The sequence below is a fragment of the Herbaspirillum sp. ST 5-3 genome, from assembly GCF_004804275.1.
Lineage (GTDB): Bacteria > Pseudomonadota > Gammaproteobacteria > Burkholderiales > Burkholderiaceae_D > Noviherbaspirillum.
Genome location: NZ_STGI01000014.1, coordinates 49,074 through 72,533, shown reverse-complemented (window position 1 = coordinate 72,533; position 23,460 = coordinate 49,074). Strand labels below are relative to the sequence as shown.

Here is a 23,460-nt window from a genome sequence, read left to right as displayed (position 1 = left end):
GTGAACCATGCCTCACTTCTCTATATATCAAGGTGACATAGACAGCCTTCTAGCCAAAGATGCCCCACAGAGCTATATGGATGGGGAATGTGCCAAACTTCCTCAAGCTTTGACTGATGTAGGTTGGACAGGAAAATGGAAGCCAGGTCCCAGGGTTGTTGACCTTGCATACTTAAACCCTGGAACCGTCATCGCAAACTTCAAGTTGGTCAATGGGGTTTTAAAATATCCCAACGAACACTTTTTTCATGCCGGCCTCTTTTACGAATTTGGCGAAAAAAATATGTCGGGTGGCTATGTAAGAATTTGGATGATCGATCAATGGCGCGGAAAATCGGTGGACAAAAGATACAAGCTTGCCTATGCACCCGAAGAGGCGAAGCGAAAAGGTGTTCATCCCTGCGATAATGCCAATGAATTCTATGTGGTGGTGACATGAAAGCTATCGTATTGTCATGCATTTTTTTAGCGTCTTCTTTAAGCGCTCAGACGATAGAATGCCCAAAATTCTATCCATCAGAAGACACACACCTAACAGAAACACCTTACAACCATAGTGGGAAGGGAATCGTAAGACGAGCCGAACTAAAGGATGCAAGCGCATTCATCGGTGAAATTAACGGTGGTGGCGAACTACAAGGTGCAAGAAAAGATGTCAAAGGTGGCTATGATGTGGAACTGCCATTGAACGCCAGGTGGTTCGTTTGTGAATATGGTAATGATGTTCAGTGGTGGGAAGAGTTAAAACTTAACCCGAAGATTACAAGCTGCACAATGCAAGTCAGACAAAGTAAGAAGCTTCCGATGGATGCAAAATTAGTCTGCAAATAAAAAAAAGCCCCGAAAGGGGTTTTTTTATTGCCTATTTATCCCAATATTTTGTTTTTATAAATTAATAGTATATAATTACCATATATAACAATAATAATAAGGAGCTCTAATATGGCATGGAAAAAACAATACGAACAAAAAGAAAAAAGAGACTATCAGCAGGAGTTGACCAACAAATTTATTGAGTTCCTTGAAAGTTCCGAGCAAACAGGGCAATGGCAGAGCCCATTTCAAAAACTCAGTCAAAGACCATACAACGCCGTAACAGGCGAACCTTATAAAAACACAAATTCACTAGCCTTAGCCATAGAAAATTATGCTGATCCTCGTTGGCTCACCTTTGTTCAGATAAAGGAATTGTCCGAAAAGTTGGACAAGCCTCTGTATCTAAAAAAGGGAAGTGAAGCTACCTTCATTCAACGAGTCATCCCCGCATACGCCAAAAACGAAGACGGCGAAATTATAAAAGATGCAGATGGGAAGGCAATCATCCTTAAAGATGAAAACGGCAAGGATAAATTTGGACTGAAACCTTATGCTGTTTATAACGCATCCCAAATTGTCGGCATTGACCCCCTAGTTCAAGAAAATAAAGAAGTAAAGACCTTTGAGGCGGTAGAGTTCGCATGTGAAGCGATGATGGCAAGAACAGGTTTGAACATTGAGCACTCAGCCAGGACCGAGGCTTACTATTCACCATCGCAAGATAAAATCCACATGCCATTAAAGGAATATTTCAGAAGTTCAGAAGACTATGCGATGACTAAACTTCACGAACTTGGGCATGCAACGGGGAAGGCATTAGGTAGGGATCAGACAGGACGCTTTGGAAGTGCAGACTATGCTTTTGAAGAATTGGTTGCGGAAATGTCAGCAGCGTATTTAGGTCAAGAGCTCTCAGTTCCCTATACTTCTGCTATACATGACAATCAGAAGTTCTATCTGAAAAGCTGGATTAGTGCTCTCAAGAATGACAAGAAATTTCTTTTTAATGCATCTAGTCTAGCAGCCGAAGCAACCAAGCATGTCACAAGTCATGTAGAAGCATACAAACAGGATTTAAAACAAAAACAAACACAAGGAGAAGGCATGGAAGATATTAAATTTTGGTTAGAGTCAAACGGCATTGAAGGTTACACCATCAACCAGGACTTAACCGTTGATGTAAATGGTTCTGTTAATTTGGCTAACAAGGACTTGATGAATATTCCTGTCCAATTTGGCAAAGTCTCAGGTGATTTTGACTGTTCAGGAAACAGCCTCACATCATTGAAGGGTTGTCCAAGAGAGGTTGGAGAGAATTTCTACTGCGCAGACAACAAGATTTCCACTCTAAAGTGGAGCCCCGAAAAAGTCGGAGGTGATTACTGTCTTGAGAAAAATATGATTAGATCGCTTGAGGGTTGCCCAAAGACGATTGAGGGAACATTCAATTGCTCTAACAATATCCTTAAATCTCTAGAGGCTTGCCCTCAGAAAGTTGGAGAATTCATTTGCAATGAGAACCATATAACCAGCTTGGAGGGTGGTCCGCAAAATGTCAGCAAGGATTATTATTGCATGTATAACCAACTCTCTTCATTGAAAGGAAGTCCAAAAGAAATTAACGGACATTTTTACTGTGCATACAATGTCCTTGATTCGTTGAAGGATGGTCCTCAGTCTGTGAGTGGTGATTTCGTTTGCCAGGACAACTACAAGATAACTTCCCTAGAAGGGGCGCCAACCCTCATTGGTGGTAGGTTCAAAGGCGATAAGTTTGAAAATGAAGAGTATTTGAAGTTTAACCAGGCACGACAACTTAAAGAGAGTTTGGACAAAAATTTAGCTGTCAAAGACCAACAGCAGCAGCAACAAGCAAAAAGAATAAAAATTTAACTGCCTGGACCACCCCCACGAAGCCAACAAAAATGTTGGCTTTTCTTTTTTTAGAAGAATGTTTGTTCTTTTATATGTAAAAATGCCGGTAAAATTTAATTTTTATACCTAAAAAATTCAAAAAATATATAGACGCACCAAATTCTTCTAGCTAAAATGATCTCATCAACTCGCAACATATCTAACTAAGTTGATTGTTTTTCTTGGCTCAACTTCCAATTTAACAAATCTAGAGGATTAAAATGATCACCAAATCGCCTAACCGTAAGCAGGAAATCCTGGACCTTTTCGCACAGAACAAGGTGAGCCCTGAACTGTTCGCTGAACTGTCCAAGATCGTTGACGAAGAAGAGAAAGCCAATGCCAAGAAAAATGCAGACATCGCCAAGGCATTGCAGACCGTCAAATCGTATGGCATCAGCTTCCCCGAATTCATGGGGTTGAAGATTGAAGGTGAATCCCTCTTCACACCGAGCGAAGTGGCTCACTATGTGGAAGAGACAGGCTTGATCAAGCACACGGCAGGCAAGAAGACCTCCACCAAAAAAGCAGGTTCCACTGCGCCAGCATCGGACAAAGGCTTGCTCCTGTTTGAAGTCAAGGAAGAGGGCAAGCGCGGCAGGGCAACCCAAATTCACGAAGGTTTCAAGACCCCTCCGAAACTTCAAGAAAGCCTTCTCAAAGTGTTCCTCATGGATGGCGACCTGAAAGACAACCTGATGAAATACAAGGCTGATGGTGCAGCGGTTGACCAATATCTGAAGGACAACGACATGAAATTTGTTGTCTTCCTCAACTGGATCAAGGACGAAGCCGAGAAGATGGGACATGCAAAAACCGACAACAAGCACAAACCCCAAAATAAGAAGGCAGAACAACACCAGCCCCAGGCCTAAAGCAATAAAAGCCAAACCAACCACTCTTCGGAGTGGTTTTTTTTCGCCTAAAGTCTTTGGACTGCATAGCAGTAATAGAGCCCAGGCTCGTTAAACGGGGTTTTAAGCCGTTTTTTTGCTCAAGACCTATCAGCACTTCATGACCCGACTTGAGAAGGCTGTACGCCTTCCTATCGTTCCTCACGGTCTAATCCTTCGGACAGATGAGGATCGAGCACCAGGACATGGAGAACCGATCCTTCGGACAGGGTAAATCCATCACGGACAGGGTAAAGACAGGGTGAATTTTTGGCACCCTGTCCGCTGAAAACCCGCATGCTTACAGGCTTTGTTGCCCTTCGGACAGAGTGGACAGGGTAAAATGCTCCTAACTACTCTGTAAACATATAAAAATTACAAACAACCGAAACTCTAAAAAAATTGCTTCCTTTAGCCTTTTTTGATGAATTTACCCTGTCTACCCTGTCCATCCCTAAAAGAACCAATAAATATAAGGGTTTTGCCGGACAGGGTAAATTTTTTTCACCCTGTCTTTACCCTGTCCACCCTGTCCGACATTCAATCAAAAATTTTTCTTAATTAATTTCAAAAGAAATTTTAAAGTTAAAAATATATATTTTTATATAAAATATTGACTTTTATATATAAAGGCGTATTATTTAAATAAATAAAATAGAAGGAAATTAATATGGAAGAAAATAAAAACGGATTTATACGACCTGATGGAAAAAAAATCATTCAAGTTTTGGTTGAGCCAGAAAAGCACAGAAAACTAAAGAGCAGCAAGATAAAGATTCAGCCGCTTTTTAACTTATTCATCGATGCAATTTTGGAAAACAACGAAGATGGGTTGATAGCAGGAGATTTTGTAACCTCCTATGTTGAAAAACATAAAGAAGAGTTGACCAAGGAACTTCTTGCAAAGCTTCACAAGTAAATAGGCAAAAAAATGCGACCCTGGACAGATCGCATTTTTAAGAACAAATATAAATAGAACGCAAAGAGGCATTACATGGAAAATGTAGCAAATAAAAATGTTGTTGTCAATATCGACACTGGAAAAGCAAAAGCAAAAAAAACTCGCTCTTCCGTCAAAAAAGAAAAATCTCCTGAAGCTGGAACAGTGACAAAAGTTCGTTTCGGGATCAAAAAAGATGCGAATACAAAAAGCGACGCTAAAAAAGAGAAAACTAAAGTTGCTGCCAAAAAGTTCACTAAAGAAGATAGTGTTCAAATCAAATTTGTTGAAGCACATAAAGATAGCGAGGACTTGAGAAAACAGTCCTTTGAAAAGCATTCCCTACTATATAAATGGCAAGGAAGTTCTTGGAACAGACTTCAGGAAGTGGCTGGGGAAGGTTTCGCTTGGGATTGGTTGAAGCGCAAAGAAAAGGCATATGCAAACGAAAAAAATGCAAAAAGCTGCATGGCCTGTTTGAAATACGAGATTCCTGAAGTTCCTGATGAGCCAACTGAAACCATCATTCCATTGAAAAATGCTTGGCTAAGAGTGAATCCCGACACTTACAAGATTGAGGTGATCAACCCCACCAAGGACTATTTTGTTGATTATTCCTTAGACATTAGCATTGAAAGATGCGAAGTGTTAGACATTACTGCCAATGACGAAATACTTGAATACTTCAGCATGCCGGAACGCATGGAAGAAAGGATCGAGAACGGCAAAAAGAAGTTCGTTGAGATTTATAAACCATCACAGCTACCCGAAGGATCGCTATTCAAGCAGTTCATTGAGACATCAATGCCCAATGCACAGATAAGAGAACTTCTACAGGAATATTGTGGCTATACCTTGATGAAGGGCTTGCCGTTCCAGGTTGCCCAGGTTTGGGAGGGCAATGGCTCAAACGGCAAGTCAGTGCTCATCGCCATCATGGAAGCACTTCACAAGAACTCTCGTTCAGTTGACTTGGACAACCTGACCCCGACCGAACTTAATAAGCTCATTGGAGCAAGTCTTGTTATCTCACCTGAGACACCGAAGAAAGCGATCAATGAGCAAACACTAAAGAAATGCATCTCAGGCGATTTATTGAGTGTTAGAGCATTGTTTGAGAACTCTGTTGACTACAGACCTACAGCTAAATGGATTATTAGCTGTAATCAGTTCCCAATCCTTCAGGATGACACCAACGGCATTTGGAGAAGGTTGCAAATCTTCAAATGGGAGGTTGAGTTTGCAGGAAAAGAAATCATCCGTGACCTTGAGAAGAAGATCATCAAGAGTGAACTTCGTATTGTGTTGGATTGGTGTTTGACCGGCTTGATGAGACTGCTTGAAAGGGAGGGGTTTGATACAAGCGCGATTGATGCACAAAAAGAAGAAAAGAAGGTTGCAAGTGACAATGTTCTTCAGTTCATCAAGCATGTTGGATTGGCGGTAGATACCTCACAGCCTATCTATCAAAAAGAAAAAGGCGATGTTTACACCGACTATACAGAATATTGTGAAGTGAATGGCTTCCACGCAAACAATTCAGTGAATTTTTGGAAGAAGGTAAGAAACAAGCTGAGGGATCTCGATGAGCAAAGAAGAACCATTCGTAATCAAAAAATTCTCTTTGTAAATCTAAAATATGAGTGGTAATTAAATTTTAGAAGACACTAAGCCCCAAGTTTGGGGCTTTTTTTCGTCCAAACACTGTAAATATGTACGCGAAAAACCCTCAAAGAACTCTTTAAGGGTCTTCAGAATTCTCTTTATGTAAAAAATATTTAATTTGAGCCAAAAAAGTATTGACATTAAAATTTATTTTGCTTTAATAGTTATATAAACAATAATAAAAAAGGAAATCAAAATGACTACTTCATATTTAATTCTATCCACAGCAACAATCTTGGGTTACATCATCTATCGCAACAAGGCATTGACCAATGTATTTTTTGATTGCCTTCAGGCTGCAATTGATAGAGTTGCTGAAATCAAAGAATCAATCATGTAATTGCTTTTCACTCATGAATTGCTAACATAAGAAAAAAATAGAGGCAAACCATGAAGAAGATAACTAAGAAAGAACAAAAACGATTAGACAAGGAAAAAAGGATTGAAGAGGCGAGAAGGCAGAGCCAAGCTAGGTTGAGTTATCTGAACAGTCTTGGGCTTCAAAAAGAAGAAGCGATCACTCTGACAGAGTTGAAAGAGATATTTACCGATGGAGTCATTCGGGAACACTTTCCCAAACCATCATATACAAGGTTCAATCCTCACCTTACAAAATCCTTTCAAAAGGCCAACCCAAAATACATGATGAAAATGTACCTGATGGCTGATGTAATTGAAAAGATAAAGTTAGGGGTCAAGGCTAGAGTGAAAGGTTCACTCAACGAAGAGTATAAGAAATTATTGCTTGCACACATGCTGAACGAAGCACTGTCAAGAAAAGAACAAGTAAAAACAATAACTACAAGGAGAAAAATATGAGTTCAAGTTATACAAGTAAAAGAAACGACAAAACGCGAAAAGCACCGTTCGCCGTTCGTTGGAAATGCTTTAAACAAGCGTTTGCTTACCTAATCTTTAATGTCGATCCCGAAATGATTCTGAAAGCAGAAGTTCAAAGAGCCTTTCGGTTCAAGCGAGATTTGTCTAAATCAATCGTCGACATGAAAGCGGTAATTATGGAAATGGAAGGACACGACCTGAACGACCCCGCAACATTGCGAGACGCAATAGATATTCTATGTTCGCTTGAAGAGCTAGAATTAAAAATAAAAACAAACAACAAGAAACAATAAGGAGATCTAAAATGATGAAGAACTTAATTTCTAAACTTAAAAATATGTCGGCGCCAGGAAGGGCATTAGTGCTTGTCTCAGCAATGGCACTGATAAAATTCTATCCGAAGGAGGTTGTAAATTTCTATGTGTTAGGTCTATACCTATTTTTAGGTTTAATGGCTTATCACTTCGTAGGCAAACTCAACTTTACAAAGGAGGTAGAACAATCAAAATAAATTTAAATAGCATATACCTTTTTAAGCCATCCTTCGGGGTGGCTTTTTTAATTCAAAATCAAAAAAATATTTAATTTTCCTCCTTTTAATATTGACATTAATATTGCTTTTGCTATAAGTAAAAGTATAACAATAATAATAAAAGGAGAAACAATGAAAAATCTTAAAAAAGTTATGTCCCTTATCGCGCTAGGCTTAGTAGTTAGCCTAATGCCGATGATGGCTCAAGCTCAAGCAGGGGATATGAGTCAATTCACCCCCGCAGCAGGCTCAAAAGCGATGGTCTTGCTTGCAAGCATATTCGGAAATCTAGGCACCTTCGGACCGTCGGCCGGCGATCCGATGGAAGCTATCATCAAATATTTCAATTCTGCCGTGCTAATTATTGGTGGGTTACTAACATCATATTCTCTAATCATCGGAATAATTGGAACCGCTCATGATGGAGAGGTTCTAGGCAAGAAACTACATAGTGCATGGTTTCCGATCAGAACAGCAGTCGGTTCTGCATTAGTTCTTCCTGTCGTGGGAGGGGGTTATTGCACAATGCAACTTATCGTTGGATGGGTTATTGCAATGTCTATTGGTATGGCAGACAAAGCTTGGGCAACCTTCGTTTCTGCCGACAATATAGGCAAAAGTCTTTCTGTTGGATTAGTTCGCCAGGATTCAAGTCAGCTAGGCTATGGCATCCTAAAGAATTATGTTTGTGTAGAAGCGATGAAAAAAGCTTTGAAAGATCCAGACGCAACTTGGGTAAACGGTGGAAGCAGTTTCAGTATCAACAAAACTACCGTTGGAGGCAACACAGTTTATCAATTTGGCGACCAGGCAAGAGCAGGGTTCAAAGAGGACGCTTGCGGAACAATCACAGTCTTGGCACAGCAAGATAAAGATGTACTTGAATACCCTGTCAAAACAGGAATTTGGTCCTCTCCAACCTCTTTTGCAGAAAGCAAGCAAAGATTAGCGAACATTAATGCTGAACAATTAAACCAATTATCAATAATGATGGGTTCAATGCAGTCACAGGCACAATCGATTGTGAATGGTGGTGCAGTTGATCCAGCAGCTATAGACGCGGTTATCAATAAATATGAGTTGGCAGTAAGAGACAAAGCAACAAGCGAAATTCTTGCTATTGACGAGTTCAAACAAGTCTCAGAAAACGCCAGCCAAGATGGATTTGTTGGGATGGCAAATTTCTATGTCAAGATGGCTTCACTCAACGATCTCATCCAAAGAAGTATGGCAAAAGTCCCAACCACAACTGCACCAACCATCAATGGCGGTGTATTCAAAGACCAATATATTCAGTCTTATAACAACATGATGGCGGTGATTACCAAAAGCCAGCGTGGACAGGCTTACGGAATATCTTTTGAAAGCGGAGGTTCAAACAACCAGGGATCAGGTTTTTCAGTCACTGACATGATTAATCCAAACTTCAATTGGAATTTAGCAGTGAAATCACTGTTCACAGGCGGTGAAACACCAATGCTATTCCAGCCAAATGAGCATCCTTTGATGGCATTGAAGAGAATCGGTAACAGCATGTTGTCTTGGGCAGGGGCAGGCTATGCTAGTGGTGTTGTTGCTATGGTGGCAGGTAATGCTATACCAGGTATCGGAGGCGGGGTTACTGCTGCTATTGGCTCAACAATAATGTTGTTTGTTCCTATGCTGAGTATGGGCGGTTTTATTTGCTCATTCCTCATACCGTTCACCCCGACAATTTTATTGATTTCCGCAATCATCGGATGGATTGTCATGTGTGTCGAAGCAATCATAATCGCACCTGTTTGGGCAGTTATGCACCTTGCGGGAAAAGGTGATGACATGGTTGGCAGTGGAGCTCAAGGCTACCGCTTGTTGTTAAACTTAATTTTGAAACCAACCTTGCTTGTTTTCGGAACCGCGGTGAGCATTATTCTATTGCCAATCATGGGGAATTATGTTGCCGCAATCTTTAACGACACATTCATTTCACTATCTGAAGATTCAAACATATTCGTAATGTTGACAAGCACAATCTTTGCAAGCGTGCTATACGGCATAGTTACATACTCTGTAATTAAGAGAATATTCAATCTCATTCATGAAATTCCTGATAGCGTCTTGAAGTGGGTAACTAACTCAGGCAGTGATTTCAGTTCTTCAGCTAGTCAAATGAATGGTGCTGCCGGAGCAAGTGCGCTTGCTTCAGGTGCAATAGGCATGGCAACCAATAATATTGGAAACACTTTAAGTGGTGGCTTGAAAAATCTCTCCAATAAGAAATTTGGTGAGCATAACGAGATGAAGAAGAATGAGCAAAAGAATATGGAAGGAAGTGCCAAAGAGCTAGAACGAGTTGGTGAAAAGCATGACGCGACTTCCAGCGCTATCAACAAAAATCTTGGTTCAAACGGTTCTAACATAGTGGGGAAAGCTTTAGCTAACATTGGAAAATTTACGGGTCCTAATCCTCAGCTTTTCAATTCACTAGAAGGCCAGCAGATACAGTCGACACTAGACAAGGCAAATCACACTTTGGGTGGTAAAGATACTTCTGATGCGGAAGCTTATAGGGAGAATCTAGTCAGCAACCTGGACGAAGGCATGTCTTTCGGTGAAGCACATCAAAAAGCATTCTCAGGCGCGCTAGATGAAAAATTTGGAGCAGGTTCAGCGGATTACTTATCACAAGCATCAGATGGCAGCTTGGCCGGTTCAGACTTCACAAAAGGTGTTGAACAGCTTAAATCTGTTCATGGCTTCTACCAGGCGAAAGGTTTATCACCACTACAAATCAAGGACAAAATCGGTGACTCTTTGAATATCGTGAAAGGTTATGCAGAGAAGAACAATGTTGGTGTGAGTGAGGCGATGGACACAGCTTTAGAAAAAATGCTTAAGAAATAAAAGCATCAATTAAGGAAGCCCCGCAAGGGGCTTTTTTACTTGTCTTTGAAGTCAAGAAATATGTGATTTTCATTCTAAAAAGTATTGACGCGCACATAGATTTTTGCTAGGGTACAAGTAAGGAGGGCAATAACATGAGCACAGCAGCAATAAAGAATAAGCCGAATTTTATTCTAGTTGGCATTGGCAAGATGATAGAGATCGCTTTCACCACAGTAAAGTGGTTGTTATTTTCTATCTTGTGTCTTGTGCTTTTCTATTGTGTTGCCCAAAAAATCCACAATGGTCATATGGTGGATGAAATCATGAAGCAGAAAACCACAATAGAAAATCCTGCCTGTAAATCACAATTTACTGAGAAATCACAGCATTCAAGAAAAGTCATGAAAGAACTTTGTGAAAATCAGCCGACCGTAACACTGTAAAAAAATTCGTTGAAAATTGTAAAGCCCCGAAAGGGGCTTTTTTTATTGGTTTTTTGATTTCGCATCTATGTAGGTTCTTAGCTTTGCAAGCAACTCAGCAAGTTCTCTCGCCGTTCTTCTAGTCTCGCCATCAACAGAATTCTTCAAATCACTCAAGCAAAGAGCGATATCCACATAAATTGCTGCGATTGCGAAATCAGGATCGCTTTCAGGGCTTTCGTCCTCAATCATATCGTCATCTTCAATAATGTCATGCATTTTAATCTCCTTTTTTTGTTATTGCTTATAACTTATATTAGATTTAAAAAAAATGTCAATACGAAGATGGTGCAAATAAGTATTATTTTTTTCCCAAGAAAGTATTGACTTTAAATTTTATTTTAATATATTAGTTATATGAAAATAATAATAACTATAGGAGAATTATTATGATATTTAAAAAAATCTTTCAGACTACCAAAAATGCAGTTCGCAATGAAATTAGAAGCATTGTCGGCACAGTTAAAAATACGGCCGGTGTAGAAGCAATCAAACAGAATCACAACTATTTTAAGCAGATGGCATCACTTGTATTAACCCCAAAAAAATACATTGAGAACGCCCGTAAAGAGACATTTGAGCAAGCTGTTCAAAGACACGGCGTAACCGATGAGGACTTAAAAAAGAACTACAATAATTTTGTTATCACTTTTTATGTATCTGTTGTTTTTGCGCTTGCATGTGCCGGGGTAGGATTAGGCTATGTATTTGATGGAAATTTATTGGGCGCCGTAAGTGCATTAACGATTACGACGGTATGCCTTGCAAATGCCTTTAAATTTTCTTTTAGAGCATTCCAAATCAAACACAGATCATTGTGTGCGGTGTCGGATTTCATGCAAAGAAAAAGCGAGTGGATACCATTGTTCGCAAAGTAAATTCTTAAGGAACAACAAGAGCCGCCGCGAGGTGGCTTTTTTACTTTTTGCTGTCTGCAAAACCTATCATTTTTTTAATCAAATACTATTGACTTTAAAAAGGCATTTTCTTATAAGTTATTCAGACAGTAAAATAAAAAAGGAGATTAAATGTCTAACTATAAGAATCCAAGCGAGGTGCGAAGTGCTCAATTAAATCTTCGTGTCACTCCGATGCAAAAACAAACACTACAAGATGTTGCCAAATCAACGGGGCTATCAGTCAACACAATTATTTGTCAATGCCTGGACCTTCAGCTTACGAATGTGCGTAGCCACAAACAAAATAAGAGGGGATGAGCAGACGATGAGAAAGGATAATAAAAAAAATACCCTGATTGGAGCGACTAGCCACGACAAAGACGCACTTTCAAAATTGGCTGTCGCGTTGAATATTCCAGCTTATAAGGTTATATCAGTTTTGTTGGCAATGGTAGAGAGTGGTGAAATCGATGTTGAGCGAGTGAAGAAGCTTTTGCCTGAGATGAGGAACCAGGTGGACACCAGGATTGGCGCCAATCGAAAAGATGCGGAAAAGCTTGCTAGGTTATCCGCAGATTTAAAGAAGCCAGCATACAAAATCGCTTCGGTTCTAATTTCTATGCTTGAGAACCTAGAGATCGATCATACTAGAGTCAAAGAATTATCTCTGGTGTTGAACACATAAAAACAAAGCCCCAAACGGGGCTTTTTCATTGGAATAAAATTAGTTCTTAATACTTAGCAGGCAAATCAGCCTTTTCTTTGGCTTCTTTTTGCACCTTAACACGATATTCCGCTTCCCACTTCTTTGCTACCTGCTCACTATGATAATTAGCTGCAAAACGGGCTGCTCCAATTGTTCCCACCATTACCACTAATCCAGCGAGAACCGAAACGATAAGCACATTGAAGTTTGATGGGGAATTGTAGTAGTTGTTCCATAGAAGCCCGTTAGGTTTTTCCTTTCTTTCTGACATATTAATCTCCTTTTATTTTTGTTATGGATTATTTTAAATTCTATGGATCATTTCAACTGCCACAGTTCCAGCGACGCCACAAACAAATGTTGCGAGTCCGTAGAGAACGAAAGTATAGAATTTGATTTTGTTCTGTGATGAATTTTTCATTTTAACTCCTTATGTTGTTTTTATAATATACTTATAGCGCTTTAAAAAGTCAAAGTCAATATCATTTGGTTAAAAATTTAAATATATTTGAGAAATAAAAAAGCCAACTATTTAAGTCGGCTCTGTTCTATTCGTTCTAGCTTCTTTGATTAGTTCATCATTCCATATTTCTTTGTGGTGTGTTTTTCAACGAATCCAAACAACGCTTCAATGGCAATACCCACGAACATTGTTGCGAACAATCCTGCAAAGACTGTCGGTGCATCCATTTGATTTTTTCCGTTCATTATGAACCATCCTAAGCCTCCTGAGCCTGTTGCTGCGCCGATCACCATCTCTAGGGCTACCAGGGCTCTAAAACCGTTGGAGAAGCCTGTTCTCAAGCCTGTGAGGATGGAGGGAAGGGTGTCAGGGATGCGAACCTTCAGTGTGTAGGCGATACCAGTCAGGCCGATGTTCCTCCCAACATTCAAGATGGTCTTTGAAGAGGTCTTGAAGCCCATGAACATGTTCTGTGCTACAGGGAACATGGTCGCCCATGCACCGACAAAGAGAACCATCTTGAAGGTCAAGCCAAACATCAACATCGCAACAGGCAGAACCCCTACGGCCGGCAGTGGTGTTCCCAATGCTGTTATGGTGTGCAAAATGTCTTCGCCAATCCTAGAGTTCACTGCAAAAATTGTAGCAATGACTGCTACTAAGACCCCTAGACCGAAACCACTAAATAAACTTGTCATTGAGTTGGCGAAATAACCCGCTAAGGCGTTCTCAGGATTTTTTGTCATGAGACTCTCCACTAGGGCTTTAGTAATGTCCACAAAGGTAGGGAGCATCATTGGATTGTTCACATATCTTGCTACAAGCTCCCATAGTCCTGCTAGTACAACGAGAATCATCATCTTCCTGAAGACTTGGTTTTCTTTTAGTTTTTCAACAAAATTAAGTTCTCTGCTTGTGTCTTCAATCCTTACCGATTCAGTGTCAAATATTAAATCTTTATCCATTTTATTATTCTCCTTTTATTAGTTCTTCTATTTTCTGTTCTAGTCCTTCTTGCTTGCCACGGAAGATTGCTTTGACCTGACCATGATTCTTGGATAGTACAATAATTTTGTCTGCCATTTTCACGGCCTCCTTAATATCATGGGTCACAAATACAATCGTTGTTCCTTCTTCCTTGGAAATTTTCAATACTTCGTCTTGTAGTTGTTCTCTTGCTAGAGCATCCAGGGCAGCGAATGGCTCATCCATAAGAAGCATCTTCGGTTTCATTGCCAAGGCTCTTGCAATCGCAACTCTCATCTTCATACCACCTGAAAGTTGATGTGGATACTTTTTCAGATGGTCCATAAGCTTTACCTTGCGCAAAAAATGGACAGCTCTTTCCGTCGCTTCGGCTTTTGATATGCCGTTACTAACTTGAGGAAACACCACATTCTGAAGAACAGTCAACCAATTGAAGAGTTGGTTAGTGTCCTGCCATACAACCATGCGATCAGGTCCAGGACCAACAACCTTTTTACCGTCCAAAAGAATTTCGCCCTCTGCCGTTGGAAGGTAGCCACCGATTGCATTGAGTAAAGTGGTCTTTCCACAACCTGAATGACCTAGAAACATCACAATATTCCCTTCCTCCACTTCAAAGGAAACACGGTAGTTAGCCGTATTTCTTGAAGTCTTGGTGGAATAAACGACTGTCGCCCCAACTACCTGAAGTAGAGGTGATTTTTCTTGTATTTCTGTTGATAGTCGTTTATCCATGATATTAAGAACCTTTCTTGTTATGAACTGCTGGGAAGGTCAAGTCTTTCCAAGTTGCGTTGCTCTTTGCAGTGCCGATTTCATTCATAAACTTTGAATACTTCTCAATTCCGTGTGGAACTGCTGTGAATTCAATTTCTTTGTCAGTAAGCTGACCTAGAACTTCGTCCATTGTCTGATTCTTTGGCTGTTCCACTTTAAAGTAGAGTTTTGCTGCATCGATCTTGCTCTTGTTGATCCACTCTTGGGCTTCTACTAAGGCTTCATATACTGCTTTCTGGACCTTTGGATTAGCATCTGCAAAAGTCTGCTTTCCGACTAAAGAGATGAATGAGGACTTACCTCCTAGAACATCGTAAGAACTCACCAATGTTTTAACTTTTTTGTCTTTCAATTCTGAATACTGGAATGGAGGGCTGGTGAAGTGTCCAATCACATTGCCTGACATTAGAGAAGTGAAACCGTCTGGATGGGTAGAAGAGATGGTGAACTTGTCCAACTTGTATGGGTCGCCGCATTGCTGCTTTGCTGCCATTTGTAGGGTCACTGCCTGGACAGATACTTTCACAGTTGGGAGAGCAATCTTGTCGCCTTCTTTGAACTCACAGATGCTTTTGTATGACGCAGTAGTGTTTAGGTACATAGGTAAGTCAACGATTGCTCCTACAGCCTTGTATTGCCCCTTAGTCTTGTCGTTGAGGGTCACTAAGGAAGGGATGCCAACTGTCCCGAAGTCCACTTGGTTTGCATTCATCGCATCGTTAATCATGCCAGGTGTGCCAAGTGCTTTATATTCAGTAGTGACATTCACACCAAGAGCTTTTGCATGTTTCTCAACCAATTTCAATTCATTCATCACATGGATAGGTAAGTATGCCCAACCTGTTTGATACGCAAAGACAACCTTGCCTGTCTCAGCATGCGCTGAACCCATCGCGACGAATGAACCTGTCAATGCTAAAGATAAAGCGATTTTTTTTAATTTGTTAGTTCTTTTCATATTGTTCTCCTTATAGTTGTTATATGAACATTTTAAGTTATAAGAAAAAGATTTTTGAAAGTCAATATTATTTGATTAAAAAATCTAAACGACAAAATATGCAAATATTTAACCAAATAATATTGACTTTGCCATTAAAATTTATTAAATAATATATATAACAACAATAATAAGGAGAATGTTATGAAGAAGAGATTTATCGTGTTGGTCGCATTAGCATTATCAGCTAATGTTTTGGCATCACCTGTAGCCGGTGATAGCACATCACCAAATTTTGCTCGTATTAACCAGGCTATGCAACAAAGATCAAGCACAGGATCAAATGGTGTATCTCATGCTGTAGCTATCCCTAATCAGACTGTTTATATAACACAGCCGACTCAAACAACCTATGTAACCCAAAATGGAACCGTTCAATGCTCAAGCTATCAAACTGTGAATGAGATGAGATATAGATATGCCACTACTACAGAAATGAAAACTTGGAGTAGCTGCTATGCGAATAACACTTCATCTATGCCAGCCGGAACTGTGAGAAATTTCCAGTCTAGCGATTGCACAGTTTATGGATGGAGCATTCCATACTATGTAAGTTATCAAGTTTGTGCAGGGTGATATATGAAAAAGAAAAAGCCCCGAAAGGGGCTCTTTTTTATTCCCAATCATCGTCGGGATGGTAGATCCTGAAAACCGTATCATGCTCAGGTAGCTTCACTTTCTTAGGCATGTTCGCTTCCTTTTCTCTTCGGGCCAATTTATGTAGGTTGCTAACCAGGGAAGAAGGGATGTTTTCGCCATCCTTCCAGCAAATATTATGTTCTTCCGCAATATAAGCTGAGAGCCTTTCATACTTCTTCAATCCATTCCCAAACGAGAACTTTTCTTTATCTAGCAAGACCTCTTCAAACTTATCATGGTTTTCTATAAAGAAATTTAGATAGGTTTGAAATTCGTTCGCCCTCCCAAAATCTCTTTCACCAACATATTTGGCTATCTTTTCGTTTTTAATTTCGTTATTAAGCATCGTTTCTCCTTATTGTAGTTGTGCTCGATACTTATATTAGTAATTCAAAAAACAAAATCAATATTTTTTCAAAAATATTTAATTTGCCCCTTAAAAGTATTGACATGTTGAATCTATCTGCTATAGGTATTCAAAACAATAACAAAAGGAGCAAATATGTTTTCAAAGCCGACTGAGTTAGAAAGCCTCAACAGAAAATACTTATCTAAAAAACTGTATGCCGTAATACTTCACTTGATAGGTTACACCGTCTTTTTTTGGTTCTTCCTAATCGTATCCTTCATCAATGATGTGAACAGAGAATTTCGCCGCTTGAATGATGAGAGGGACAAAGAAATCGAAGGTAGCAACAGTGTCAATCTGTTCAACCAGGTGCAAGAACAAGAAACTAACACCTTCGCAAATCAAACCGAAAGCACTACGACAGGTGATTTAAATAAAACAACTGAAGAAATGGTGGCTGAAGAGTATAGATTAGAAGCTATAAAAAGAGTGGAAAGAACTGACGATGATGATGATGATGATGGCGAAGACAGTGAAATAAATGTCTTTATGGAGGCTGAAGAAAAAGAAGAAAACAACGCTAATGCTGGCGTGAAGCTGGAAAGCATCCTTGAGGATGAGGAAAAAATATTTAATGATGTGGAAAAGACTGTAGATGAACTCGCATTGAAATATTCAGCCAAACCGCCACGCCTATATCCTGATGATAACGGCTTGTTCTGCATTAAAAATTATATTCAGTCCTACCTTGAGGATGATTTCGACTTTAAAGATGTGGATGAGATAGTTGACTTCTACAAAGGCAATAGCAGCGCACCCGACTTTTTGAGGAATAAAATAATTCGTTATCTTGACCAGGTGGAAGCCAGGTTGGAAGAAAAATATCAGGTTTCTAAGGCAAGGAGTCTTCACCTTCTAAATGTTTCTGCCATACAGTCCTTTAAAGAAGACAGTCCAGACCAGCATCGCATTGCAACCGAGTATTTAACCGAGTGCTATATAAAAGAGACACAAGGAATGGAAGTTAGCCTTCCGATCGCAGACTTTAGAGTCGGGAAGAATTACCATAAATGGTTTGATAAAAGAATTCTTGCAAAGGTTCCAAAGAATAACGAGGACGGAGACTCATCAAGGCACTACAGAAGAATTTTAGAGAGCGATCCTGTCAAGGAAAAGTTATTTGCTCAAAACGAATTAGTATTTGATGAGTTGGAGAATCAGTTCCCAAACTTCAGAGAAGTCATTCAGTTCTATAAGTCTCAGTTTCGCTTCAATGCCCTAGCAGACAAGAACCGCTTTCAACCGATCTTGCTAACCGGCGAACCAGGTATAGGCAAGACCATGTTTGCTAGAACTTTAGCAAGCAAGCTGAACACAGGGTTTAGTTATGTTGACATGGCATCAACATCAACATATTGGGTTTTAAACGGCTTGAATTCATCTTGGAAGGGCGCCAAGCCAGGAAAGATATTTGAAGCGATGTTAGACAGCCCTACAGCGTCTCCAATCGTTTTGTTGGATGAGGTGGACAAGTCATCACAGGACGCGGCCGACAACCCCTTAAACGCTCTCTATCAGCTTCTAGAAGAGGGCAGTGCTAAAGCCTTTGTTGATGAGTTTGTAGAGTGTCCTGTCGACATATCCCCGATGATCTTCATCGCTTGTGCAAACGGCTTAGATAGCCTTCCTGATCCATTGCAAACAAGATTCCGCATCTTCCACATTCAGAGGCCCAACCAGGACGAACAGAAGAAGATCATTCAGAACATCTACAAGAATGAAATCTGTGATTGCTCAGTGTTCATGGACACCCTCAATGAAGAGGTTGTTTCTTGGCTCTTGGATGATGCTCCAAGGGTTGCGAAAGGAAAAATCTCAAGTGCAGTGTCAAAAGTATTGCTTGAACACTCAAAGGAAGAACTAGATAAGCTTCAAGAAGAAAATAAAAAAATAGAAGTAAGTCTGTCCCACTTTGACAAAGCAAAAGAGCCAACAAAAAACAAAATTGGTTTCTAACAGCAAAGCCCCGACGATGGGGCTTTTTTATTTCGCCGTGCCGTAAAAAATATTTAATTTTTCCCTAAAAAGTATTGACAATAAATTTTAATTTACTATAAATATATTAGCAACAATAAAATTAAAAAGGGAAGGGCTATGAAAGAATTTGGACAGACTGGCATGCATAACACAATAATAATAAAAAACATAGTTTCTCATTACGGGGTGATTGATAGTGATGTTGCTTATGAAAATCCTTTCTTATCATGCCTCTCACTGATCACAGAAATTTTGGTCAACTCAAATGTCGTTGAGGTGAATAAAGCAATTCAAAGTCAGCAGGGTTTGACGGAATTCTTAATTGATGCCCTTGATAAAAAAATAGAAGAATGTGATATTGGGCTAAGAAGGTTGGATATATTTCAAGACCTTCAGCGAGCATTAATAAAATTTAGTTTTGAAAATTTTCTCATAAGCGAAAGTAAAAAACAGTTAGCAGTTAAGATTTAAGAAAAATAATAAGGAGACTCTATGAAAGAGCAAATAAAAATAGTATATCCATTAGAAAACGATCCGAGCGATCCAACGATTAAATTTAGAAGCCTGAAGGCAGCAATCTATCTTTCGTCAACCACTTTCTTTTTTGTCGTTTCAATTACCTTGTTGCTGACATTAAGAATGTATCCCGTTCAAATCCCTGAACATCCTTTTTTGATGGCTTTTCATTATTGGAATTTCTTCTTTGGCTTACTGCGCAGCGGCTTTGTCTCTGATGGTTTCAGGGTCTATAACGCCCTGGACAAGCAAGCGATGATTGCAGGGGTCGCAGGGACATACCAGGTCCTTGTATTCACTCCCTTGGTTCTTGGCTTTATATGCGGTTACTTTGTCTTCAAATCAGCATTCAAAGTAAGAACCGGAATTCAGGTTATTAGAGGTAAGAAAAAGCTAGAAGGCTTAGAGGCTTTTGAATTCCTCAAACAAGCGTTTGACCGCATGATCGGGAAAAAAAAGCAATTTAGTTCAAGGCTAATTCTTGCGAGCCGTAGCGGAAAATTTAACCCCAATGAGACAAGCATTGATGAGGTTGATAGAGGCGATGTTATCGAAATTCCCGAAGATGTAAGAACAAAACATCACATCTTCACAGGGGGAACAGGTAGAGGTAAATCTCAATCCATCAAATATATTCTTGTCTCCCAGGAATACCAAAAAATTCGCAATGGGGAAAATGTCAAGATGTTCATCGCGGATACGCCCAAAGGCGATTACGCTACCCTGTTTGCTGAGGAAGACATGTGGAGATGGGCGCCCCATGAAAAGGGCTCTATTGCTTGGGATATGCCAGCGGACATTTATAACAACCTAGTCGCTGAATCTTTTTGGAGGGGAAAAATCCCTGTCAGTGAAAATGCTGATATTTGGCCGGAAGCTGCCATTGCAGTGGGAACAGGTGCAACCGTGTTCCTCCAAGGTGTTGCCCCTAAAGCCTGGAATGCAGGAATGCTTGCTTACATGCTGATGAAGTCAGGCGAAGAACTAGAACCGATACTGACAAAGTTCTACCCTGAATCAATGCAAATTCTTAATGCTCACGAAGAAACGCTATCAAGTGTCATGTTCAACATCGGAACATACACTAAGGATTTAATTCAAATCTCAAGGGTATTTGATGGCTTTAATATTAAAGGAGCTATCTACCAAGCCACAGCACGAGCATTGAGAAGTGATCTGTATTTGAATTTTATCGTTGATGAAATGAGAAATGATAACGATGAAGCGGAAGAGAACAAAGGTAAAGGAAATCCATCCAAGAACGAAGCACAGTTCAAAGCTAATATGTTCAAAGGTCTAGTGAAGGCATTGAATAACAAAGCTGGCAAAGAAAAGGTTTGGGCATGGAAGCACTTGGCTCAGTATCTGGAAATGCCCGTTGAGAAGCAAATTAAAAAAATCATCTCCGCACACACATTGGATAAGGATGAACAAGAAATATTTCAAGGTGTGGCCTCAAACAGTGAAGTAGTAAGGGCATGGGCTGATCTGTGCGCGAATGTCGTCCACTATGCTAAACAATGGGACGAAATTGAAAATCAAAAAAGGTTGTCCATTAGAGATTGGATTTTGGATGAAAAACCATCAAAAAAGATTCTAGTGTTGAAGCCATCCGAAGCATTCCCGACACTTACTGATAGCTTCATCAGAGGTATCTTGGACTATTCTTCAAGTATTATTTTAGGTGAGTTGGAAGACAGCGATAAAAGACAATTTCTTTTGATCATTGACGAATTCCAATCTTACGGGAACATCAAGAAGTTCACTTCTAAAGCTTTGGCTCTTTTCCGTAGCCGCGGAGTGTCAGTTAGCCTTGCCTTCCAGGACTTGGCCCAACTTGAAGATACCTACAAAAAAGAGTGGACAAACTTCTTAACTTCAAATGTCGGCTCAATATTTTTGTTAGGAACAAATGACGGTGAAACCAATGAGAAGTATTCAAGGTTAGTTGGCGAAGCCACAATCAAACGACCTGATCGCACAACATCTTGGGGAGCAGGGGGCAAGTCCACAAGTGAGAGCCCCAAGGAACTCCAAAATAAGGTTATGACGCCCGATGAGTTCAATTATTTAGGGGTGGACTTGCCAACCAAGACAATCAAATACTGCTACATTGCCGGCGGATTAAATCCTGTCTTTCTCTTGGAAATACCACTTCTGACTTATCCGAAACGAAGTGAGCCAGTACGCGCGGATTGGTTGAACGAAACTTACAGAGTGCCGAGTTTGCCCAACATGATGAATCAATGGCAGGGAATAAATGAACGAAGAATTATATAAATAAGCCCCGAAAGGGGCTTTATTTTTTAAATCTTCAATCGTGTTGATTTCTTTTGCTTCTGCTCCTTTTTTGGGGGATCTTGTTTAGCTTTTTCTTCTTTCAACTTTATTTCCTCAGTCTGTTTTTCAACTTTGGCGGCTGCCGCAAGTTCAGGATGATTCTTTTCTAATGGGATAGGCTCTTTTGAAACCTCAATGACATTGCCCATCTTGTCGCGATCAATGAAAACTTTCTCACCGACAGAAAGAATTTTTTGCATTTCCTTTTCTCTGTTTTGTTCTTTTAGTTGATCACCCTTCAAAAATTTTCCCGTATTCACCACATCAAAATTTATCTTGTCTTCACCAAAGCCACTGTAAAGAACAACATAATATTTTCCGACATGAGCGACTTCACCTGAAAGAATAGGATTGTCTTTGTCATTTTTTGCGAAGTGGAAGGACGGTTGCCTTTCACCAGGTTGTTCAAACGCTGCTTTATATAGAAATTCTTCGACCTTATCCGAAGTGGTTTTGCTCCTATAGGTTCCGTCCTGGTCCTTCCTATAGAAGAAGCTGTTGTATTCAGTAGCAGCCTCTAGAACCCTTTCCCTAGTCTTGTTGACCTTACTGTTAAAGAATTTCTGCTTGTCAGATGATTCAAGGTTGCCCGCAGGGATGACTAGCACGGCTTTTTTCTGAAGTTCATCTACGGACTTCTTAGCCAAGAATGAAAGCTCAGTGAGCCTGTCTGTATTGTTCCAAGCGACCTGATCGGAATAGGGCGTTCCGTCTTCAGTCTTTCCCTTCAATTGCCATATCAAGTCGTATTGGTTCGGCGCCACAACGACCACTTCATTCTTTTGTTCGTCGTGGAAGACTTCAACACCATCTTTCTTTCCAAAATTTATAGTATCAAATGTATTCATGTCGTTCTCCTTTTTATTAAATACACTCTTTTCTTATAGCGTATAAATAATTGATTTCAACCCGAAATAAAAAAAGCCCCGATTAAGGGGCTTTTACTATCAGCATGAACACAAGGAAAAACGATTTATAACAATAACCGTGATAGCAAGAACAAATTAGCAGAATAAAATCAGTTGTCAAATGCGGTATTTTTATCGACCAAAAAAATATTTAATTTTCTCCTTTAAAGTATTGACAAATAATTTTAATTTAATATAACTAAAAAAGGATGAAGAAAATCAACGATAAAAAGGAGAATAAATTGGTTGAGAAAAAATACAAACGAAATAACAGCCCAAGATATACCCATAATCTTTCTTTCCATGAGACTGCTATAAATGGTTTGCGAGAGAAGTGCAAAAAGTCGGGTGTAACGATGAAAGTTTTGATTACCACGGCTCTTGACATTGCAATTGAAAACGATTGGAAGCTGTTCAACGGGAAGAGAGACTTTGGAACCTCAAAGGTCTATAGGCACAGCCTGAATCTTCCCGACGATATTAGACAGCACTTGAAAAATAAAAAGCGTTCAACTGGTATCAACCAAATGTATTTGATTGAAGAAGCAGTTTTGCAAGCGATTGAAAGCGATTGGGGAGATAAGTAATGAATAAAAACACTGAGAAGAAGGCTACAGACCAGGTAGAGATCCAGGACGAACTAGAAAAGAAGGTTCTGCCGATCTTTGAACTGTTCAAGAATTCTTTGCCAAATCCTAAATTGAATGCTTGTGCTACATGCCGCGATGCGACCCCAATGATCATTGGCGACAAGGGCAAAATTTATTGCCAACGAACTTTGAAATGGTCTTGGGATGAAACAAAAACAAATGTTCCTATGTGCATTGGAAACCCAACATTCATTCCAGAAAACATAGAAAAAATTAAATATTAAGACGATCCATACAATAACTAA

At 39.8% G+C, this 23,460-nt stretch carries 26 protein-coding genes; 19 read left to right on the top strand and 7 right to left on the bottom strand.

Annotated elements, in window-relative coordinates:
* The first annotated feature begins 7 nt into the window (after positions 1–7).
* The 11 genes from E6W33_RS22105 (at position 8) to E6W33_RS22060 (ending at position 10,908) form a co-directional block, all read left to right on the top strand.
* Positions 8–439 (top strand): BPSL0067 family protein, encoded by a 432-nt coding sequence (locus E6W33_RS22105; RefSeq protein ID WP_136419538.1) that lies wholly within the window; start codon positions 8–10, stop codon positions 437–439.
* Positions 436–831 carry an STY0301 family protein gene (locus E6W33_RS22100; protein ID WP_136419537.1) on the top strand — a complete coding sequence of 132 codons (396 nt, stop codon included), beginning with the start codon at positions 436–438 and terminating at the stop codon, positions 829–831. Before E6W33_RS22105 ends, E6W33_RS22100 begins: the two co-directional genes overlap by 4 nt.
* A 111-nt stretch (positions 832–942) precedes the next feature.
* Positions 943–2,709, top strand: a complete 1,767-nt coding sequence (locus E6W33_RS22095; protein ID WP_136419536.1) for a zincin-like metallopeptidase domain-containing protein — start codon at positions 943–945, stop codon at positions 2,707–2,709.
* Between the two features lie 242 nt (positions 2,710–2,951).
* The gene (locus tag E6W33_RS22090; protein ID WP_136419535.1) at positions 2,952–3,605 is read left to right on the top strand and encodes a hypothetical protein; all 654 of its coding nucleotides are present in this window, start codon (positions 2,952–2,954) and stop codon (positions 3,603–3,605) included.
* A gap of 688 nt (positions 3,606–4,293) precedes the next feature.
* Positions 4,294–4,542, top strand: a complete 249-nt coding sequence (locus E6W33_RS22085; RefSeq protein ID WP_136419534.1) for a hypothetical protein — start codon at positions 4,294–4,296, stop codon at positions 4,540–4,542.
* 75 nt (positions 4,543–4,617) lie between these two features.
* Positions 4,618–6,213, top strand: coding sequence for a DUF5906 domain-containing protein (locus E6W33_RS22080; RefSeq protein WP_136419533.1), 1,596 nt, complete (start codon positions 4,618–4,620; stop codon positions 6,211–6,213).
* A gap of 211 nt (positions 6,214–6,424) precedes the next feature.
* Positions 6,425–6,568 carry a hypothetical protein gene (locus E6W33_RS27140; RefSeq protein WP_168798716.1) on the top strand — a complete coding sequence of 48 codons (144 nt, stop codon included), beginning with the start codon at positions 6,425–6,427 and terminating at the stop codon, positions 6,566–6,568.
* A 50-nt stretch (positions 6,569–6,618) separates the two neighbouring features.
* Entirely contained in the window at positions 6,619–7,047 is a 429-nt protein-coding gene (locus tag E6W33_RS22075) for a hypothetical protein (RefSeq protein WP_136419532.1), read from the top strand.
* Entirely contained in the window at positions 7,044–7,361 is a 318-nt protein-coding gene (locus E6W33_RS22070) for a hypothetical protein (RefSeq protein ID WP_136419531.1), read from the top strand. Before E6W33_RS22075 ends, E6W33_RS22070 begins: the two co-directional genes overlap by 4 nt.
* 371 nt (positions 7,362–7,732) lie before the next feature.
* A complete protein-coding gene (locus E6W33_RS22065; RefSeq protein WP_136419530.1) occupies positions 7,733–10,483 on the top strand; it encodes a DotA/TraY family protein in 2,751 nt (916 codons plus the stop codon).
* A 134-nt stretch (positions 10,484–10,617) separates the two neighbouring features.
* Positions 10,618–10,908, top strand: a complete 291-nt coding sequence (locus E6W33_RS22060) for a hypothetical protein (RefSeq protein ID WP_136419529.1) — start codon at positions 10,618–10,620, stop codon at positions 10,906–10,908.
* A 42-nt stretch (positions 10,909–10,950) separates the two neighbouring features.
* Here E6W33_RS22060 and E6W33_RS22055 read toward each other — a convergent pair whose 3' ends face one another.
* Positions 10,951–11,166, bottom strand: coding sequence for a hypothetical protein (locus tag E6W33_RS22055; RefSeq protein ID WP_136419528.1), 216 nt, complete (start codon positions 11,164–11,166; stop codon positions 10,951–10,953).
* A gap of 170 nt (positions 11,167–11,336) precedes the next feature.
* On the opposite strand from E6W33_RS22055, the gene E6W33_RS22050 reads away from it, so the two are divergent.
* Both E6W33_RS22050 and E6W33_RS22045 read left to right on the top strand, forming a co-directional pair.
* Entirely contained in the window at positions 11,337–11,825 is a 489-nt protein-coding gene (locus E6W33_RS22050) for a hypothetical protein (RefSeq protein WP_136419527.1), read from the top strand.
* 346 nt (positions 11,826–12,171) lie between these two features.
* A complete protein-coding gene (locus E6W33_RS22045; protein WP_136419526.1) occupies positions 12,172–12,531 on the top strand; it encodes a hypothetical protein in 360 nt (119 codons plus the stop codon).
* Between the two features lie 46 nt (positions 12,532–12,577).
* Here E6W33_RS22045 and E6W33_RS22040 read toward each other — a convergent pair whose 3' ends face one another.
* The 4 genes from E6W33_RS22040 to E6W33_RS22025 all read right to left on the bottom strand — a co-directional run bounded on the left by E6W33_RS22040 (position 12,578) and on the right by E6W33_RS22025 (position 15,737).
* A complete protein-coding gene (locus tag E6W33_RS22040; protein ID WP_136419525.1) occupies positions 12,578–12,823 on the bottom strand; it encodes a hypothetical protein in 246 nt (81 codons plus the stop codon).
* 299 nt (positions 12,824–13,122) lie between these two features.
* Positions 13,123–13,980 carry an ABC transporter permease subunit gene (locus tag E6W33_RS22035; protein WP_136419524.1) on the bottom strand — a complete coding sequence of 286 codons (858 nt, stop codon included), beginning with the start codon at positions 13,978–13,980 and terminating at the stop codon, positions 13,123–13,125.
* A 4-nt stretch (positions 13,981–13,984) separates the two neighbouring features.
* On the bottom strand, positions 13,985–14,737 hold the full coding sequence (locus E6W33_RS22030; RefSeq protein ID WP_136419523.1) for an ABC transporter ATP-binding protein: 753 nt from the start codon (positions 14,735–14,737) through the stop codon (positions 13,985–13,987).
* 4 nt (positions 14,738–14,741) lie between these two features.
* Entirely contained in the window at positions 14,742–15,737 is a 996-nt protein-coding gene (locus E6W33_RS22025; protein ID WP_136419522.1) for an ABC transporter substrate-binding protein, read from the bottom strand.
* A 183-nt stretch (positions 15,738–15,920) separates the two neighbouring features.
* On the opposite strand from E6W33_RS22025, the gene E6W33_RS22020 reads away from it, so the two are divergent.
* Positions 15,921–16,352 carry a hypothetical protein gene (locus E6W33_RS22020; RefSeq protein ID WP_136419521.1) on the top strand — a complete coding sequence of 144 codons (432 nt, stop codon included), beginning with the start codon at positions 15,921–15,923 and terminating at the stop codon, positions 16,350–16,352.
* Positions 16,353–16,389: 37 nt separating this feature from the next.
* Here the strand turns inward: E6W33_RS22020 and E6W33_RS22015 are convergent, their stop codons facing one another.
* Positions 16,390–16,761 carry a hypothetical protein gene (locus E6W33_RS22015; RefSeq protein ID WP_136419520.1) on the bottom strand — a complete coding sequence of 124 codons (372 nt, stop codon included), beginning with the start codon at positions 16,759–16,761 and terminating at the stop codon, positions 16,390–16,392.
* 156 nt (positions 16,762–16,917) lie between these two features.
* Here E6W33_RS22015 and E6W33_RS22010 point away from each other — a divergent pair, with 156 nt between their 5' ends.
* From E6W33_RS22010 to E6W33_RS22000, 3 genes are all read left to right on the top strand, one after another.
* The gene (locus E6W33_RS22010; RefSeq protein ID WP_136419519.1) at positions 16,918–18,780 is read left to right on the top strand and encodes an AAA family ATPase; all 1,863 of its coding nucleotides are present in this window, start codon (positions 16,918–16,920) and stop codon (positions 18,778–18,780) included.
* Positions 18,781–18,918: 138 nt separating this feature from the next.
* The gene (locus E6W33_RS22005; protein WP_136419518.1) at positions 18,919–19,272 is read left to right on the top strand and encodes a hypothetical protein; all 354 of its coding nucleotides are present in this window, start codon (positions 18,919–18,921) and stop codon (positions 19,270–19,272) included.
* 21 nt (positions 19,273–19,293) lie between these two features.
* Positions 19,294–21,597 carry a type IV secretion system DNA-binding domain-containing protein gene (locus E6W33_RS22000; RefSeq protein ID WP_136419517.1) on the top strand — a complete coding sequence of 768 codons (2,304 nt, stop codon included), beginning with the start codon at positions 19,294–19,296 and terminating at the stop codon, positions 21,595–21,597.
* Between the two features lie 26 nt (positions 21,598–21,623).
* Here the strand turns inward: E6W33_RS22000 and E6W33_RS21995 are convergent, their stop codons facing one another.
* The gene (locus E6W33_RS21995; RefSeq protein ID WP_136419516.1) at positions 21,624–22,505 is read right to left on the bottom strand and encodes a hypothetical protein; all 882 of its coding nucleotides are present in this window, start codon (positions 22,503–22,505) and stop codon (positions 21,624–21,626) included.
* A gap of 269 nt (positions 22,506–22,774) precedes the next feature.
* Between E6W33_RS21995 and E6W33_RS21990 the strand changes: the two genes are divergently transcribed.
* Together E6W33_RS21990 and E6W33_RS21985 are read left to right on the top strand one after the other, a co-directional pair.
* Positions 22,775–23,152 (top strand): hypothetical protein, encoded by a 378-nt coding sequence (locus tag E6W33_RS21990; protein ID WP_136419515.1) that lies wholly within the window; start codon positions 22,775–22,777, stop codon positions 23,150–23,152.
* The gene (locus tag E6W33_RS21985; protein WP_136419514.1) at positions 23,152–23,439 is read left to right on the top strand and encodes a hypothetical protein; all 288 of its coding nucleotides are present in this window, start codon (positions 23,152–23,154) and stop codon (positions 23,437–23,439) included. Before E6W33_RS21990 ends, E6W33_RS21985 begins: the two co-directional genes overlap by 1 nt.
* The last annotated feature ends 21 nt before the right edge of the window (positions 23,440–23,460 follow it).